This window comes from Photorhabdus sp. CRCIA-P01, from assembly GCF_003545805.1.
GTDB classification, from domain to species: domain Bacteria; phylum Pseudomonadota; class Gammaproteobacteria; order Enterobacterales; family Enterobacteriaceae; genus Photorhabdus; species Photorhabdus antumapuensis.
Map to the genome: position 1 here is coordinate 165,437 of NZ_NMQR01000005.1, position 17,013 is coordinate 182,449.

Annotated in this window: 13 protein-coding genes and 1 pseudogene; 12 read left to right on the top strand and 2 right to left on the bottom strand. The window is 42.2% G+C overall.

The window, feature by feature from the left end; translation table 11 throughout:
- Positions 1-16 precede the first annotated feature (16 nt).
- On the bottom strand, positions 17-787 hold the full coding sequence (locus D3222_RS05490; protein WP_232832412.1) for a tRNA-dependent cyclodipeptide synthase: 771 nt from the start codon (positions 785-787) through the stop codon (positions 17-19).
- Positions 788-1,564: 777 nt separating this feature from the next.
- Between D3222_RS05490 and D3222_RS05495 the strand changes: the two are divergent.
- From D3222_RS05495 to D3222_RS05550, 11 genes and pseudogenes are all read left to right on the top strand, one after another.
- Positions 1,565-1,798, top strand: a pseudogene (locus D3222_RS05495) (adenine phosphoribosyltransferase); the annotation flags it as partial.
- Positions 1,799-1,842: 44 nt separating this feature from the next.
- Entirely contained in the window at positions 1,843-2,769 is a 927-nt protein-coding gene (locus D3222_RS05500; protein ID WP_118985246.1) for an EamA family transporter, read from the top strand.
- 870 nt (positions 2,770-3,639) lie between these two features.
- On the top strand, positions 3,640-5,247 hold the full coding sequence (dppA, locus tag D3222_RS05510) for a dipeptide ABC transporter periplasmic-binding protein DppA (protein WP_118985248.1): 1,608 nt from the start codon (positions 3,640-3,642) through the stop codon (positions 5,245-5,247).
- A 118-nt stretch (positions 5,248-5,365) separates the two neighbouring features.
- Entirely contained in the window at positions 5,366-6,385 is a 1,020-nt protein-coding gene (gene dppB, locus D3222_RS05515; RefSeq protein WP_118985249.1) for a dipeptide ABC transporter permease DppB, read from the top strand.
- A 10-nt stretch (positions 6,386-6,395) separates the two neighbouring features.
- Positions 6,396-7,295: a dipeptide ABC transporter permease DppC gene (gene dppC, locus D3222_RS05520; protein ID WP_118985250.1), complete on the top strand. Its 900-nt coding sequence runs from the start codon at positions 6,396-6,398 to the stop codon at positions 7,293-7,295.
- A 12-nt stretch (positions 7,296-7,307) separates the two neighbouring features.
- Positions 7,308-8,288 carry a dipeptide ABC transporter ATP-binding protein gene (gene dppD / locus D3222_RS05525; RefSeq protein ID WP_118985251.1) on the top strand — a complete coding sequence of 327 codons (981 nt, stop codon included), beginning with the start codon at positions 7,308-7,310 and terminating at the stop codon, positions 8,286-8,288.
- Positions 8,285-9,304 (top strand): dipeptide ABC transporter ATP-binding subunit DppF, encoded by a 1,020-nt coding sequence (gene dppF, locus D3222_RS05530; RefSeq protein ID WP_118985252.1) that lies wholly within the window; start codon positions 8,285-8,287, stop codon positions 9,302-9,304. The genes dppD and dppF overlap by 4 nt, the downstream gene beginning before the upstream one ends.
- 272 nt (positions 9,305-9,576) lie before the next feature.
- Positions 9,577-10,548 carry an isopenicillin N synthase family dioxygenase gene (locus D3222_RS05535; protein ID WP_198672746.1) on the top strand — a complete coding sequence of 324 codons (972 nt, stop codon included), beginning with the start codon at positions 9,577-9,579 and terminating at the stop codon, positions 10,546-10,548.
- Between the two features lie 33 nt (positions 10,549-10,581).
- Entirely contained in the window at positions 10,582-11,322 is a 741-nt protein-coding gene (locus D3222_RS05540) for a tRNA-dependent cyclodipeptide synthase (protein ID WP_118985254.1), read from the top strand.
- Positions 11,323-11,504: 182 nt separating this feature from the next.
- Positions 11,505-13,025: an MFS transporter gene (locus tag D3222_RS05545; RefSeq protein WP_198672747.1), complete on the top strand. Its 1,521-nt coding sequence runs from the start codon at positions 11,505-11,507 to the stop codon at positions 13,023-13,025.
- Positions 13,026-13,080: 55 nt separating this feature from the next.
- Positions 13,081-14,724, top strand: coding sequence for an OPT/YSL family transporter (locus tag D3222_RS05550; RefSeq protein WP_232832413.1), 1,644 nt, complete (start codon positions 13,081-13,083; stop codon positions 14,722-14,724).
- Here the strand turns inward: D3222_RS05550 and D3222_RS05555 are convergent, their stop codons facing one another.
- Positions 14,725-15,750, bottom strand: coding sequence for an AraC family transcriptional regulator (locus D3222_RS05555; protein ID WP_198672748.1), 1,026 nt, complete (start codon positions 15,748-15,750; stop codon positions 14,725-14,727).
- 547 nt (positions 15,751-16,297) lie between these two features.
- On the opposite strand from D3222_RS05555, the gene D3222_RS05560 reads away from it, so the two are divergent.
- On the top strand, positions 16,298-17,005 hold the full coding sequence (locus D3222_RS05560; RefSeq protein ID WP_118985298.1) for a HAMP domain-containing protein: 708 nt from the start codon (positions 16,298-16,300) through the stop codon (positions 17,003-17,005).
- Positions 17,006-17,013: the final 8 nt, after the last annotated feature.

Consider the following 17,013-nt stretch of genomic DNA (forward strand, 5'->3'; position numbering starts at 1 on the left):
TCAGGCTCTTTGTCTTTTATAATTGAGTGACGATTCCGTAACTTTGTTTATCTCCTACTTGTATAGGATAGCTACCGTTAAATAATCCTTTTCCGATTGGCCAAGGGCGGTGATAGAGCAACGTAGAATACTTTACCCCAAGTAATCGAGGGGTATCGAGGTAAAAGGGAATTTCAGCAAAAATATATGGTAATGCTTTATATACTAATTGTAGGTCAATTTGACCAAAATATTGCCCAGTACCTTTTAGTCGCCCTTTTATGGCTTGAAAAGACATATCAAGGCAGATTTTTTTAAAAGATTCTGATTCATTGAAAGCATTTTCAATTTGCGTTTTAAGAGATTGATAATCATGGTTTAGTGCAAAGTCACTAAATTGAATAACTCTGATTGGCTTACTTTTTGACGTTGCTATGGAAATAACATAATCAAGGTTACGTAAATGACGTCTAATTTCACGATGTGTTTTCTTGATAGCTTTAGCATCATCAATTCCACTAGCGACTAAAAGGCGTGAAGCTTCACGTTCACAAGGTAACAATATGTCGACTTGTCGGAAATAATGATTTGACCACTGAATAAGATCCACAACATAGTCCTTTGAAAAACGCGAGTTGAAGGGGCTTATCCCTACTAGTGCATGATCACCTCTCTGAATAATTTGGTCACAACGAGAGGTTTCACCTTGGACAGTAAATGATACTGAATTCTCGTGTAGCAATGTTGAATGGACTGATAATATTTGATTATTCGTTTCTTTTAAGCATTTTTTTTCAGTAGATAACATTTCTATTGACTTTCCATTTTTTAATCTAAATCTGCATAAGCCTGATATAAATTTTTTAATTTTTGTATAGATTTATTACATATCCATTAAAATATTTATACATAAATTTGATCTAACTTAATCTCGTAAAAATGTCAAAAACTATCGAAAGTCAGAGTTAGATAAACCGCATTTCGAACCGATAGATGAATTGATGTTAAATGAGTCTTTACCCATTTTGGCGACTGTTAAAAAAGTGAGACGAAAATCGGGTATAAAAATGCATTGTCCCCCTTGGGAATAGATAGCATTCTCTAATAAGAAGGTTGTTCAGATAACAACGCTTAATGCTGTATTTTTAACTTTACATCAACATGCTTCGCCATATTAGTCAGGTGGCGATTTTATTTGAGTATATCGACAGATATTCTGTTTATATGGCTAAATCAATGGCAAGAGCTTGTAACTATTTTTCGTCCGTAAACTTATAGGCTTTGGTAGATAAATTAAATACTTAAAAAACAAATCATTAAAAAAGGTGGATTCGACTAATAATATCATAGTAAAAAATAACATTTAATTACTATCAATGACATTTAATTCATCCATCTGAGAAATATATCTCATTCATTGAATGACTTGTTTGAAAAAAGATAAGAATGGTGTATGAATATTATCTTCTATGAACATTGAATGGAATGTAAATGTGAAATTAAATGACATAGGTAACACAATTTTACTCGAAATTAATAAGTTTAGAATAAACGGTAATAGAGTATTTTCGGAGTGTGAATATCACTGGAAAAAGCTATCTCTCTCTTTACAGGAATACTATTAGCAATGGCTGGATGGTATCCTTATTGTTTGAATGAGATGAATAATACTGTTGTACAGATCAGTTCTGAACATTTTGAAGGAAAAATGGATCTCAATGGTATTAAGTTGGATGATTGCGTCTCTATTATTGATGATACGTTAAGTACAGGAAGTGCGGAGATTAAAGATAAATTTGCAATAATAAAATCAGTTCAATATCGGAAATCTAATTTTTGGAATAAGAAAATAATAGGTGATATATGTCTTCATATAATGGCGTAATATATGGGGTTATTTTTTGCCTCATCAGTGCAGCATTTGATGTGTTTGTTGCGTATTTAACGCAATCGATAAATTCAGCTATTGTTATCTTTTATTGCTTTATATCATCTACTTTATTATTTATGACGATAAGTATTTTCAAAGGGATTGATCAATTAATTGTGAAGGTTCGCAAGAACACCTTATTGGTGTTAATTGTTAATGTCTCAATTCTATTAAATTGGGGAGGATTAATCATTTCGCTGCGTTTTCTTGAGCCTGCAATAGTGGGTGTCGCTTCAGTGGCTTGCGGCCCGGCGATAACAATCCTCCTCTCGTCTTTTATCGATAAAGACGAGGCAAAAACAGAAAAATTGGAAGTTGTCATATCTTGGTTAGTTCTCATTGGGGTAGGTGTGATGCTGGTAAATGCATTTTTAGGAAATAGTGGATTATCATCAACCTCAATTCAGGATAGGATTATTGGCATTGTGAGTGTGATAATCGGTGCTGTAGGAACGGTATTATACACGATTTTTTCTAAGAAATTATTCAAGGAGAAATGGCAAACATATGAGATATTGTCTGTTAGAAGTATTTTAATGGTGATACTTTCATTTTGTTATATTTCACTATCCGATGTTTCTCTTACACTGAATATCGATATGATTCTTCCAATGTTTATTCTTGTTGCTGTTGGACACTTACTTCCAATCTATCTTGTACTGAAGACAATTAATGCCATTACCCCCCTTCATGTTTCTTTGTTATTTCTGCTAATACCTGTATTTACGATTCTTTTTCAATATCTTGATTCACGTATAGCGTTTTCTATTGAAAGTTTGATTGCAGCTTCGGTTATAGTTTCTTTGTTAACTATTCTTGGTTTAAGTAAGATAAGAAAAGACAAAAGGGTATATACCTAATAGATTTCGAGTTGCAGCGCGGCGGCAAGTGAATGAATCCCCAGGAGCATAGATAACGATGTGACTGGGGTGAGTGAAAGCAGCCAACAAAGCAGCAGCTTGAAGGATGAAGGGTATAATGAGGTATAAATAGATGGAATACTACGACCGATAATAGCTAAATTAACAATAGATTTAGGTAAAATTAGTGATACCGTTATGTCTATTATTGAACTGGGGAATTTTTACAAGGCTATAAAGAGAGAGGCTTATAAACTCATTAAGCACGTCTATAATGTATGTCTAATTAATCACCGTCTTGGTTTATTCACCGATAATAATTTTATAGCGGAATTAAGAAAATTACCTTCTTTCTATGAAGTTGTTTTTTATGTGATGAAATTGGAGTAATTAATGAAACCAGAAGTGATGTAAACGTAGATAAACTAGTAACAGGTTTTTGTATGTATTTATATTATTAATGTTATACTTATTTGATTAACTTTTCAGGTGCCGATTTTATTCGGCACACAGCATTTTATACCAGTTATCATCTTTTCTAGTGAAATAATCGTTTACTAATTAATCAAACAACCACAAATTTTGCCCCACGGATTAATAGTGATTAATACTGTTGCTATGTGCTTTTTATGGTCTTTTTGTCTATAAAATGTGCGCATTGTCATATTTTTGTGCTAACTATGTTAATTATTAGTTTCCTTTGTGTTTTCCTGTTGTTTATGACATCTGTTGAGATCTTATTGACGCAAGAGACAACAGTTGTTTAATTGATAAGCTGAAAATAATAAACAAAACCTAAACAGCGCAGTTTCTGACAGGAAGTGCAGGTTCTGGCTGTATACAACAACATCACAAATGGAGTGCAAGAAAATGACAACTTTCTCTAAAGGAGCGAAGTTATTGAAGCTAGGGGTCAGCTTAGTTGCATTGGCAGTAACCGCCAGCGTTCAGGCAAAAACATTGGTTTACTGTTCCGAAGGCTCACCGGAAGGCTTTAATCCGCAACTGTTCACTGCTGGCACAACGTATGACGCTAGCTCCAGACCGTTGTATAACCGCTTGGTTGAGTTCAAAACAGGTGCGACAGAAATTACCCCGAGTCTGGCGGAAAAATGGGATATTAGTGATGACGCTAAAGTTTACATTTTTCATTTGCGTAAAGGGGTTAAGTGGCACAGTAATAAAGAATTTAAACCTACCCGTGACTTCAATGCGGATGATGTGATCTATACTTTCATGCGCCAAAAAGATGCAAACCACCCGTACTATAAAGTTTCAGGCGGCAGCTATGAATATTTCATCGGCATGGGTATGAGTGAGATGATCAATAAGGTTGAAAAAATAGACGATTATACGGTCCGAATTGAACTGAGTCGCCCAGAAGCCCCATTCTTGGCTGATTTGGGGATGGATTTCGCCTCTATTTTGTCAGCAGAATATGCAGATAAGATGATGAAAGCCGGTACACCGGAGAAAGTCGATCTGAATCCAATTGGTACAGGCCCGTTCCAGTTGGTGCAATATCAGAAAGATTCTCGCATTCTGTATAAAGCCTTCAAAGAATATTGGGGGGATAAAGCCAAAGTTGACCGGCTAGTTTTCTCTATTACTCCTGATGCATCCGTTCGTTATGCAAAATTACAGAAAAACGAATGTCAGATCATGCCATATCCAAATCCGGCGGATATTGCCCGCATGAAACAGGATAAAGATATCGTTTTGCTGGAACAGCCTGGTATGAATGTTGGCTATGTTTCGTTCAATGTCACCAAAAAACCACTGGATAATGTCAAGGTTCGCCAGGCGTTGGCTATAGCGGTTAATAAAAAAGCTATCATCGATGCGGTTTATCAAGGAGCGGGCCAGATGGCTAAGAATCTGATTCCGCCAACTATGTGGGGTTATAACAATGATATTAAAGATTATTCATATGATCCGGAAAAGGCGAAACAGCTACTAAAAGAAGCAGGGATGGAAAGTGGCTTTACTATTGATCTATGGGCAATGCCGGTACAGCGTCCGTATAACCCAAATGCCCGTCGTATGGCTGAAATGGTCCAGGCTGATTGGGCAAAAATTGGTGTGAAGGCCAAAATTGTCAGCTATGAATGGGGCGAATATTTGAAGCGAGCTAAAGATGGCGAGCATCAAATTGTGATGATGGGTTGGACGGGAGACAATGGTGATCCAGATAACTTCTTCGCAACCTTGTTTAGCTGCGCAGCCAAAGAGCGAGGTTCCAACTACTCTAAATGGTGCTACAAACCGTTTGAAGATGCCATTCAGCCAGCCCGAATCGTTGCTGATCATGCCAAACGTGTCGAGCTTTACAAACAGGCTCAAGTTGTGATGCATGAACAGGTCCCGGCACTGATTATAGCTCACTCCACGGTTTATGAACCGATCCGTAAAGAAGTTAAAGGTTATGTCGTTGATCCTCTGGGTAGACATCTTTTCGATAACGTGTCTCTCGAATAATCCTGTTCTTACTTAAGGTGTTTATTAAATTGTAAGCCAAAGGGGGAAAGTCCTCCCCCTTATCAAGCCAAACGGCCTGAGAGCTGTAACCGGCATTTAAAAAAAGAGAGTTCGGGATATGTTGCAGTTCATACTCCGACGTCTGGGGTTGGTAATCCCAACGTTTATTGGCATTACTTTACTGACTTTTGCTTTTGTCCATATGATCCCCGGAGACCCGGTGACCATTATGGCCGGGGAACGTGGAATATCTGCTGAGCGGTATGCTCAGTTAATGGCTGAAATGGGGCTGGATAAGCCACTCTGGCAGCAATACTTTCATTATGTAAGTAATGTGTTACATGGTGATCTTGGTGTCTCCATGAAAAGTCGTATCTCTGTGTGGGAAGAATTTGTTCCCCGTTTCAAGGCAACTCTTGAACTGGGGATATGCGCTATGTTGTTCGCTATTGCGGTCGGTATTCCGGTTGGCGTCCTGGCGGCAGTAAAGCGTGGATCGGTTTTTGATCATACTTCGATAGGTCTTTCCCTGACCGGATACTCCATGCCGATCTTCTGGTGGGGGATCATGTTGATCATGCTGGTTTCTGTCCAGTTGGATCTGACGCCGGTGTCCGGGCGGATAAGTGATAGTGTTTTCCTTGATGACAGTCATCCGTTGACGGGTTTTATGCTGCTCGACACCCTGTTCTGGGGTGAAGAAGGTAATTTCAAAGATGCCGTGATGCATATGATCTTACCTGCCATTGTTCTGGGAACGATTCCTCTGGCTGTGATTGTCCGTATGACCCGCTCTTCTATGTTGGAAGTATTGGGTGAAGATTATATCCGTACTGCCCGCGCAAAAGGTTTGAGCCGCATCCGTGTGATAGTGGTTCATGCGTTGCGCAATGCGCTGTTGCCGGTTGTGACCGTTATCGGCTTGCAGGTGGGCATTATGCTGGCGGGGGCGATCCTGACTGAAACTATCTTCTCTTGGCCGGGGCTTGGACGCTGGCTGATCGATGCCCTTCAACGCCGAGATTATCCGGTGGTTCAGGGCGGCGTATTATTGGTGGCGATTATGATCATCTTGGTTAACCTGATAGTTGACTTGCTATACGGCATCGTTAACCCGCGTATCCGGCATAAAAAATAGGGAGCACATTATGTCTCAAGTGACTGAGCCTGCAAACAGTGTGCCTAAGATTATGACGCCGATGCAGGAGTTCTGGTATTACTTTAAGCGCAATAAAGGGGCTGTGATTGGTCTGGTTTATATTGTGCTGATGTTGTTAGTTGCTCTGTTGGCGGGGGTACTTGCCCCACACAGCGCGGCTGAACAGTTCCGTGATTCTTTACTGACGCCACCAGTATGGCAGGAAGGGGGAAGTTGGCAGTTTATTCTGGGTACTGATGATGTTGGGCGTGATTTACTTTCACGTCTGATGTACGGCGCCCGGCTGTCACTGCTGGTAGGTTGTCTGGTGGTGGTACTATCCCTGTTGATGGGGGTTGTGCTGGGAGTGCTGGCGGGTTATTTCGGTGGTGTGGTGGATATTATCATCATGCGTATCGTTGATATTATGCTGGCATTGCCAAGCCTGCTGCTGGCTTTGGTGCTGGTGGCGATATTTGGGCCATCCATTGTCAATGCTTCACTGGCGTTGACCTTTGTATCTCTGCCACATTACATCCGTTTAACTCGTGCTGCGGTGTTGGTGGAAGTTAACCGCGATTATGTCACGGCTTCACAAGTGGCTGGGGCGGGTTCCGTGCGCCAGATGTTTATCAATATCCTGCCTAACTGTCTGGCGCCACTGATTGTGCAGGCTTCTCTGGGTTTTTCCAATGCCATTCTTGATATGGCTGCTTTGGGGTTTCTGGGGATGGGGGCGCAGCCACCTACGCCGGAATGGGGAACAATGCTGTCTGATGTATTGCAGTTTGCACAAAGTGCCTGGTGGGTGGTGACATTCCCGGGGGTGGCGATTCTGCTGACAGTGTTGGCGTTTAACCTGATGGGTGATGGTTTGCGTGATGCGCTTGATCCTAAGCTCAAGCAGTAGTGAGGTGGCGAAATGGCACTGTTGAATGTAGAAAAATTATCGGTTCACTTCGGAGACGACGAGGCACCATTCCGCGCTGTTGATCGCATCAGTTACCGGGTGGAGCAGGGACAGGTTGTTGGTATTGTTGGAGAATCTGGTTCAGGTAAATCGGTCAGTTCATTGGCTATAATGGGATTGATTGATTATCCGGGTAGAGTGATGGCTGACAAACTGGAATTTAACCAGCGTGATCTGACCAAAATTTCCGAACAAGAACGTCGCCAACTGGTTGGTGCGGAAGTGGCAATGATCTTCCAAGATCCTATGACCAGCTTGAATCCCTGTTATACCGTTGGGTTTCAGATTATGGAAGCGCTGAAAGTGCATCAAGGTGGCAATCGTCGTACTCGCCGCCAACGGTCGATTGATCTATTGACCTTGGTTGGTATCCCTGATCCTGCATCACGTTTGGATGTGTATCCGCACCAATTATCGGGTGGTATGAGTCAACGGGTAATGATCGCAATGGCGATTGCCTGCCGACCAAAATTACTGATTGCCGATGAACCGACAACCGCTTTGGATGTCACCATTCAGGCGCAGGTTATTGAACTGTTGTTGGAGTTGCAACAACGGGAAAATATGGCGCTAATATTAATCACCCATGACTTGGCATTAGTGGCAGAAGCCGCTCATCATATTATCGTGATGTATGCCGGGCAGGTGGTGGAATCCGCCAAGGCATCGGAAATCTTCCGGGCGCCACGTCATCCGTATACTCAGGCGTTGCTCCGGGCATTACCTGAATTTGCTACGGATAAATCCCGTCTTGCCTCTTTACCGGGTGTTGTGCCGGGGAAATATGACCGGCCGATCGGGTGTTTACTGAATCCACGTTGTCCATATGCAAATGACCATTGTCGTCAGGTGGAACCGGAATTAAGAACAGTAGGGGAACGTCAGGTGAAATGCCATATACCGTTGGATGATGCGGGGAGGCCGACAGTATGAGTGAGTATCTTTATCCGGCGCGGCAAATATCCACTGTGCCGTTATTAAAAGCGACGGATCTGAAAAAATATTATCCGATTAAAGGGGGGCTCTTTTCACCTGCTAGAACGGTAAAAGCGTTGGATGGCGTCTCTTTCGAATTGGAAAAGGGAAAAACGCTGGCGGTTGTTGGTGAATCGGGGTGTGGTAAATCCACGCTGGGGCGATTGCTGACGATGATTGAAAAGCCAACCGACGGGGAGCTTTATTATCAGGGACAAGATCTGCTGGTGCCAAATAAAGACGCTGAAAAGCTACGTCGTCAGAAAATCCAGATTGTGTTTCAAAATCCTTATGGTTCACTGAATCCGCGTAAAAAAGTTGGGCAGATCCTAGAGGAACCTCTGCGGATCAATACCAAGTTGAGCGCACAGGAACGTAAAGAAAAAGTGTTGCAGATGATGGAAAAAGTGGGGCTAAAAATTGAACACTACAGCCGTTATCCGCATATGTTCTCCGGTGGTCAACGTCAGCGGATTGCGATTGCCCGTGGCTTAATGTTGGACCCGGATGTGGTCATTGCGGATGAACCGGTTTCCGCGTTGGATGTCTCGGTGCGGGCACAGGTGTTGAACCTGATGATGGATTTACAACAAGAGTTGGGGCTCTCTTATGTCTTTATTTCCCATGACTTGTCCGTGGTTGAACATATTGCTGATGAAGTGATGGTGATGTACCTCGGTCGTTGTGTGGAACAAGGCAGTAAGGAGATGATTTTTCGTAACCCACGTCATCCCTATACACAGGCGTTATTATCAGCAACACCCAGGCTGAATCCTGAATTACGCCGTGAACGGATAAAATTGACCGGCGAATTGCCAAGCCCAATGAATCCACCACCCGGTTGTGCATTTGCGGCGCGTTGCCGCCGGGCACTTAGCGTTTGTACTCAGTTTCAGCCAAAACTGAATCAATATGGTAATCAACTGATTGCTTGTTTTGCGGTTGATCAGGATGAAAATGTTGCAGTGGAATAATTGGTTAAGCTAATAACTTTTAAGGATGGTGGGTAGGTTGCACCATCTTTAATTTCCTATAATAGCGTTTGTATAAACGCTATTTTCTTTCTGATTTCTCCTTTCAAACGCGAACTGCGGCAACTCATTCATTACACGTATAAAAATCCCTTATGGGATGAAATGTCCATTTTATGGGATGGAATGCTTACCCTGTAAATATTCTTATGATTTATATTCTAAAGAAGAGAATTCATCATTATTTGACATTAAGTCATCGGGGAGAGTCATGTATGAAAAGTTTTGAGAAAATACCTCATATTGACCTTGCGCCAATATTTACCCATACAGATACGGGATTATTGTCAGTTGCTGATCAAGTTCGCCAAATATATACAAATGTGGGGTTTGCTTACCTTGTTAATCACGGCATATCAGAAGATTTAGTACAAGCTACTTTTCAGGCAGCAAGAGATTTCCACAATCTACCACTGAATAAAAAATTAAAAATTCGTCAAAATAAGTTCTTTCGGGGCTATATGCCTAGGAGCACATCTCGATTTGAATTATCTACTTTGGAAAAAGCAAGTAAGCCAAATCAAAGTGAGGCATTTATTATTGCTAATGAAGTATCGGAGGAAAGTGAAGACTTTAAACTAGAACAAAACTTAGCTGGCCCAAATCAATGGCCTGAAGATATGCCGGAGTTCAAGGAGACGATCACGACATACTATCAATCTATGCAGGCTTTGGCTAAACGGATGGTACAAGTTTTTGCAATGGCGTTCGGCCTGAGCCTCAATGCATTAGATAATTATTTCAGGGAACCGACTATTTTCTTGAGGCTTCAATATTACCCGGAACAGCCAAACATCATTCCTGAAGACCAGTATGGCATTGCCCCGCATACGGATTATGGATTTTTGACCTTATTAGCACAAGATACAATTGGGGGACTGCAAGTCAAAAATCAAGAGGGAGAATGGATTGATGTTCCACCTGAACCGGGTTCTTTTATCCTAAATAGCGGAGATATGATCAAATGGATGACTAACGATAACTTTATTTCTACTCCCCATCGGGTAATAAATCGTTCTGGAAAGAAACGATATGCTATCCCTTTCTTTTTTGAGCCAAGTATGCACGCTCAAATCGCACCATTAGATATATTTAGGGAGGCGGATAATCCGGCAAAATATCCTCGTATTGAGTATGCAGATCATCTTATGACGAGAATAAAGTCAAATTACACTATTGGTGCTTAGGGAATAATAAAGCTTCAATTTGGAGGCAAGAATATGGCTAGTTACACATTCTTTTCAAAAGCTGCATTCAATTTTGATAAAGAAAAAACGGCCTTGTTGGGTAGCAAGGTCATCTTACTTATCAGTGTCGGCCAAAAATATCACGAAGGCGATAAACTCGCAGCAACCATTGATCTGATTAATAAGAGTGGGTTTTCTTCATGCACAATCGCGGTAGCTGATACCTTACAGCGGCATAATTATCTGGGAATGAGTTATGAAGCAGCCTATCGTTTTACATATGAATTGGGTACTTCCTGGATCGCTCGAAATTCTGAAGTGCTCGCCGCCCTCTCGATTCCCAACAATATTCTCCGCTGGGATGAGGCTTTAAACGATATGTCATATTTGGCATTTCGAGAAGATATAGAAGGATTATATGCCAATGATCCGGCCTATAAAGAGGCAATTAACGAAACTATAGGCATATTCATTGATCGAATGGTAAAGCGGGACCCAAGTATTGATACCGCCCAGGCATTCATACGTTGTTTCAATTATCTTATGGAAGAATGTCCCATAATCATGCCGATTTGGGCAGCTAAAGGCTACGATTTCGTCATTTACCCACAACCAATGACTGTGGCTATGAATGCGACATGCGAGCGTTGCGTTGTTGAAAAATATCCTGGAAAAGAACGCTGGTTATCTCTACGCTTTAAGAAGCGGTCTATACCAAATTTTCTTAATAATGCATTCCTTCAGGAAGACGCGATTCATTGTATGGTGGAATAAATCAAAAAGACATGAAACATCAGTAACCTGATAGATATGAAATAACTAAGGAAGATAAGGTCATAGTCTGTCATTCCAGGAAATTCCCGGCACATGCTAATGCTAAGCTAATATTCAAGCTTGTTTCAATGAGGTTCCGGGAATTTTTTAGATGAACTACTGAATAGAGTGGAGGCTATTTGATGATTTTTTTCTCAGAGAATCACAGAAAGTGGTGGGTTTTGACTGGTGTGAGTATTGCGAGTTTTCTTGGTTGTATTGACTTTACTATCGTCAACACGGCTATGCCCGCAATAAGAGCTGATCTTCATGCTACAGTGGCTGAGCTCCAGTGGATTATCAATATTTTTCTCTTGGCACTATCGGCTTTCATGGTTGTGATGGGGCGTATGGCTGATATCTATGGTCGTCGACGCATACTCTACCTTGGTGCCATATGCTTCGGACTCGCATCACTCGGTGCCGGGCTCGTTACAAGTATAAACTGGCTTATCGCTTTTCGATTTGCTCAGGGGGTATCTTGCGCGGTCTTATACACAGCCTCTGGTGCCATAGTTTCTAATGCTTTCCCTGAGGAGGAGCGTGGGAAAGGTATCGGTTTACTCTTTGGGGTTAATGGACTTGGACTGGCAATTGGTCCAGTAATAGGAGGAATCATTGTCAGCACTCTGGGTTGGCGTTGGATTTTCCTGATAAACGTTCCATTGATTGTTTTAAGCCTATTAATCTGTGCGGTTAGCGTCAAAGAATCCAGAAATAAGGAACAAGGGACCACGTTAGACTGGGGGGGATTGATTTTTTTGATCACGGGCCTGTCGGCTTGCATTGCTGTATTAAGCTTAGGTAGTGAATGGGGTTGGCTGTCATTCCCCACGCTAAGTCTTTTAATAATATCGGCCATAGCGTTGGTCATATTTTATTATATTGAGCAACGGGTCTCTTCGCCGATCATTCAGCTCCATCTGTTTAAAAACCGGACTTTCATCGGTGCGGCTATAGCCAATGCTGCCTTGGCCTTTTTTTACTGTTTGGCTTTTTTCCTGATGCCTTTGTACCTATACACGATAAAGTCTCTCCAGGGATATCAGATAGGCATGATGTTGCTGCCTACTACAGCAATGGTTGCTCTTCTTTCACCGATTGTTGGACGGCTTACTGATCGAATGGGAGTCAAAATAATACTCGTCAGCGGCTTTTTATTTTTTGCTATTTCAGCGTTCCTTCAGACACTCTTTTCCGAATACAGCAGTCTATTCAGTATTGCTATTGCGTTTACGTTTATGGGTATTGGTTGGGCTTGTGTATTGGGGCCATCTACAGTGGCCGCACTTTCATCTGTGCCGGAACGTATGGGAGCGGTTGCTATGGGGTCGTCGTGGACGGTGCATAATATTGGCGGGGCCGTAGGGCTTGCTTTTGGTCTGCTACTTTATCAGGAAGTTGCTACCAGTAGCTTATTACTCAAGCTAGGCACGTTTGGCGTGGCTCCAGGCCAATGGGTGGAGAAAGTTATCGCTGAACCGGACGGGGCTCTTTCAGCTTTGCATCAGCATGCGGGTCTTGACTTGGCGGATGCATTGAATGTTTTTCATACGTTCTTTATTGAAGGATACCATGCGGCAATGTGGTTGTTGTTAGTCATCTCCCTCACAGTTTTGAGTGTCCTTTGGATGACATTGAAACGGCAGCAGTCGAAAAAATAGGCATTACAGAGAGACAGAGACTATTACCAACTTTGAAAATTAGGAGAATAGCACCGTGAGGAAAGAACAAAGCCATCAACGTATGACGCATGTTTCATCATCTCATCCTCGGGTGTTTTCTCCATTAATGTTAGTTGTATTGATTCTGGTAAGTTTTCTCGGATCGATAATTGGTATCCAAACACTTGTCACTCTGGGTGTCACACCAAGCACGTCTATCATTGGTGCTCTGGTTGCTATGGCTATTGCACGGCTCCCAATCTATCGATTCACACTTTTCCGTTCTGTTCATGCACAAAATTTAGTGCAAACCAGTATGTCCTCTGCCACTTTTGGGGCAGCCATCAGCCTTCTTGCCCCGCTTGGTATCGCGCACGTCATGGAGATGCCTGAACTCATTATACCGATACTGGTAGGGGTAAGTTTGGCTATGTTGTGGGATGCTTTCCTGCTGTATCGTATGTTTGACTCTCCGGTATTTCCAGCATCGGGTGCTTGGCCCCTAGGGATGGCTACCGCTGAAGTGATCAAAACCACTGATCGCGGTGGCTATCGGACGATCACATTAATTTGTGGGGTGATAAGTGGGTTTATCGGCAGTCTTTTAGGTTTGCCAATGTCGGCGGCTGGTATTGCTTTTATCGGGGGCTTTGCGGCTATGCTGTCATTCGCGGCTGGACTGCTATTGGCTCCCTGTCTCTATTTTGTGTTTGCATTGGATATCAGTACGCTGAGAATGCCGGAAGGGATTTTGGTTGGTGCTGGTATGGTAGCAGCTTTGCAAATTGGCCTTTCCATGTACAAACGGAAGAAGACACATATCACTATCCCCGCCGGTTGTCATCGACACCAGATTGATCAGCCTGGTACCTCATCTTTTCGGGCTTTACTCGGTATCGGTAGCTTGGGCTATCTGCTTTTGGCTATGATACTTGCTGTAGGGACGGGGTTGTTTGAACAACTTAGTTTACCTATGTTGATTGGATTTGTTGTATTTGGCACGATCTCAGCGCTACTTCACGAGCTCATCGTAGGAATCGCAGCCATGAACACCGGGTGGATGCCTGCGTTTGGTGTAGCATTACTATCATTGGTAATTGGTATCTGGATCGGCTTTCCAGTAAAGGCTTTAGTCGTATTAACGGCGTTTACATCGGCAACTGGGCCTGCATTTGCTGATATGGGCTACGACCTTAAAGCAGGATACATATTGAGAGGTGATAATCGTGATCCCATATTTGAGCAAAGAGGACGGCGAGAGCAAATGATCGCAGGCATGTTAGGTTTTGGCATAGCGATTATAGCTGTTCTACTGACCTGGCATGATTTGTTCGCTCGTAACCTGTTTGCCCCAGTCAATTTGGCTTATGCTGCGGCTATTAAAACCAGTATAGATCAAAGCAACTTAATGAATTTCGCCGGTTGGGTAATACTGGGCGCACTACTACAAGTTATTGGTGGCACTCGAGGTCAATTAGGTATCATGCTTGCAACAGGACTATTGATAGCTAAACCTGCTGTTGGCTGGATGGTTCTCCTTGGGCTGATTTGTCGTTTATGGGTAAAACGAAAGTATCGCAACCAGCCTTCCCACGGATTGGAGTCTTTCGCGGGCGGGATGATTGCAGGAGATGCTCTTTGTAGCATCATGTTAAGCACCCATTCACCCACAGTGGGGCAGAGCACAGACAAACATTAATCAACGAGACCGTAGCCAAAAATCGCTACCAGGCTTCAAGACAGATGAATCTTCATCGCTAGGAAGAACGATGCTTTTTGTCTCGCTTGGAGAATAGCTAAACTTCCTCTTATAGGCACGCGCAAATTGAACAGGGCTACTGAACCCATACTGATAAGCTAAGTCAGCAATACGTTGACGCGGGGTAATTTGGGAACTCAGAATGGAATGAACTTTAGATAAACGTCGTGAACAAATGTAACTTGCCACACCGCCTACCGTTTCGAAGAGCCGATATAAATGACTCCTGGAGATACCGATTTGTTCACAAATCTGGTTAACGTTTAGTTTATTTGAATTAAGATTTTGATCAATATAGTGTCTGATCCTGTTGAATAAAGTCGAGTCAATTGCGGTTTGTGCCTGAATAATATTATCTGGGGTTGCAGAAAGCGTTGCATTCAGGAAGCCCAAAGTAGCTTGCATAACCTGTGGCATATCGTTCTTAGGCAAATGGGGAGTATGCAGAAATAGTGCTCTAATATGTTCTGCAAAAAGCTGTCCTAGGCTGTGATTTAAGACTGCTCCATGGAAATTAGTCGTTGTTGTCGGGAGAAGATCTCGAGGAACCATCAACATGATGACCTCACCTTCGGCGATGCTTAAATTATAGGGTTGACCCAAATCGATAACAGCCAATTGTGAAGGTCTTACTTTAGTTTGGTGGCTAGTGTCATTATAAATCCACGAATCAGAAAGGCTAAGGCGAAAATAATAATGGTCAAGATTATCCTTGCGAATCTTGTCTAATGAGCGATAAGCAAAGTTATTGATTGTACTCTCGCGTTTGCTAAGGAAACGCCAACGTCCAAGCATCAGCTCGCCTATATGCATCCCGCAGAAATTAGCATCTAAGATAATAATTTCACGCATTTTTAGCGAAATACTATGATGCTGATGCTCTTCTCGCCAAGCATCAAACCGTTCAGCTTTAGAATAGGAAAGTGCTGAAAAACGATAGGGGTATAAATCTTCAAGATCACTCATACACATCATCCTTTCACACAAGGTTAATAGTGTCATGCTGAGGAGTCAGGACATACAGTGAATGACTGTGGTTAATATATGCTTCTCTGAAATTAGGTGCATACAATAGAATATAGTATAAATTCAAACTTTCATTACGTTTTGCTTAATGATGTTGTGTATGCAGTTAGTTAAATCACGACGACATCACTATTAGGAATGTGTCTTGGACAGAGTCATTAAGGGTGGATTGCCAGGAAAAAACAAGTAGCTTGGCCTGATACTTTTCTTCGTGTAATGCGAAAAGAGTGACTAAATTTAAGTTTCTGATTGGTGGCTTGATTTCATCAGTGTTACACATTGTGGTCAAAGTAGGCACTTTTAAATAGGCAAGTTGAATATTTATATGTTTTTCTAATAGTTACAGATAGCTATTAAAGGCAATTATTTTAGGAAAATAACGACTTGGATAAGTGAAACAGGATCGTTAGCGATAAAATCAAGTATACTCAATTCCATTGATCACGTGTTATAACTGCGATATCCACAGGCATTGGTTTAAGTGAAAATGAAATTGCGCGTCAAACGTTCGTTAACCATTAAACAGATGGCCGCAGTGACCGGCGTCACGCTGGTGACCATTGCTATTTTTATTACGATTCAATTGTGTCATTTTATACAGCAACGTAAAGATGATTATATCAGCCAGCTTAATAATGCGGCAGTTCAGGTACAGGCACCTTTAACGGAAGCACTACTTAATTCCGATCTCAGTAAAGCAAAAGAGTTGCTGATAGGGCTGCGCACTGTAGGTATTTTAGGACGGGCAGATGTGGTGTTACCGGAAGATATCCGGGTGATACGATTGAGCTTCGCTACCCATCGCCCAATCCCCGAACTGGCTAAACGTGTTTTTGGGATCCCTGTGGAAGTGAGTATTCCTCTTCATGTTTATGGTTCAGTATCGACGGATGCTAAACCGCTAGGGCATCTGATTTTGCAAGTGGATTCCAACCGAGTATATCGTTTTGTCATTAATACGTTGGCACTGATGCTGACAACTTATTTATTATTGGCCCTTATCCTTACGGTGTCGATAAGCTGGTGTATTAACCGGATTATTGTGCACCCATTACGTGACATTGCACGGGATCTTAATAACGATCAATCATCAGAGCCAATGGCTTGCCCTAAATACCATCAGGATGATGAATTGGGTATGCTGATCAGGGGATATAATCGTCAATTTGATAAGCATAAACCTCCGTCATCATGAAACCATCC

Bases quoted from the DNA above. Each gene is read 5' to 3' on its own strand.
- D3222_RS05545 (WP_198672747.1), top strand. From the start codon at position 11,505: ATGATTTTTTTCTCAGAGAATCACAGAAAGTGGTGGGTTTTGACTGGT.
- D3222_RS05535 (WP_198672746.1), top strand. From the start codon at position 9,577: ATGAAAAGTTTTGAGAAAATACCTCATATTGACCTTGCGCCAATATTT.
- D3222_RS05540 (WP_118985254.1), top strand. From the start codon at position 10,582: ATGGCTAGTTACACATTCTTTTCAAAAGCTGCATTCAATTTTGATAAA.
- dppF (WP_118985252.1), top strand. From the start codon at position 8,285: ATGAGTGAGTATCTTTATCCGGCGCGGCAAATATCCACTGTGCCGTTA.
- D3222_RS05490 (WP_232832412.1), bottom strand. From the start codon at position 787: ATGTTATCTACTGAAAAAAAATGCTTAAAAGAAACGAATAATCAAATA.
- dppC (WP_118985250.1), top strand. From the start codon at position 6,396: ATGTCTCAAGTGACTGAGCCTGCAAACAGTGTGCCTAAGATTATGACG.
- dppA (WP_118985248.1), top strand. From the start codon at position 3,640: ATGACAACTTTCTCTAAAGGAGCGAAGTTATTGAAGCTAGGGGTCAGC.
- D3222_RS05555 (WP_198672748.1), bottom strand. From the start codon at position 15,750: ATGAGTGATCTTGAAGATTTATACCCCTATCGTTTTTCAGCACTTTCC.
- dppD (WP_118985251.1), top strand. From the start codon at position 7,308: ATGGCACTGTTGAATGTAGAAAAATTATCGGTTCACTTCGGAGACGAC.
- dppB (WP_118985249.1), top strand. From the start codon at position 5,366: ATGTTGCAGTTCATACTCCGACGTCTGGGGTTGGTAATCCCAACGTTT.
- D3222_RS05560 (WP_118985298.1), top strand. From the start codon at position 16,298: ATGAAATTGCGCGTCAAACGTTCGTTAACCATTAAACAGATGGCCGCA.
- D3222_RS05500 (WP_118985246.1), top strand. From the start codon at position 1,843: ATGTCTTCATATAATGGCGTAATATATGGGGTTATTTTTTGCCTCATC.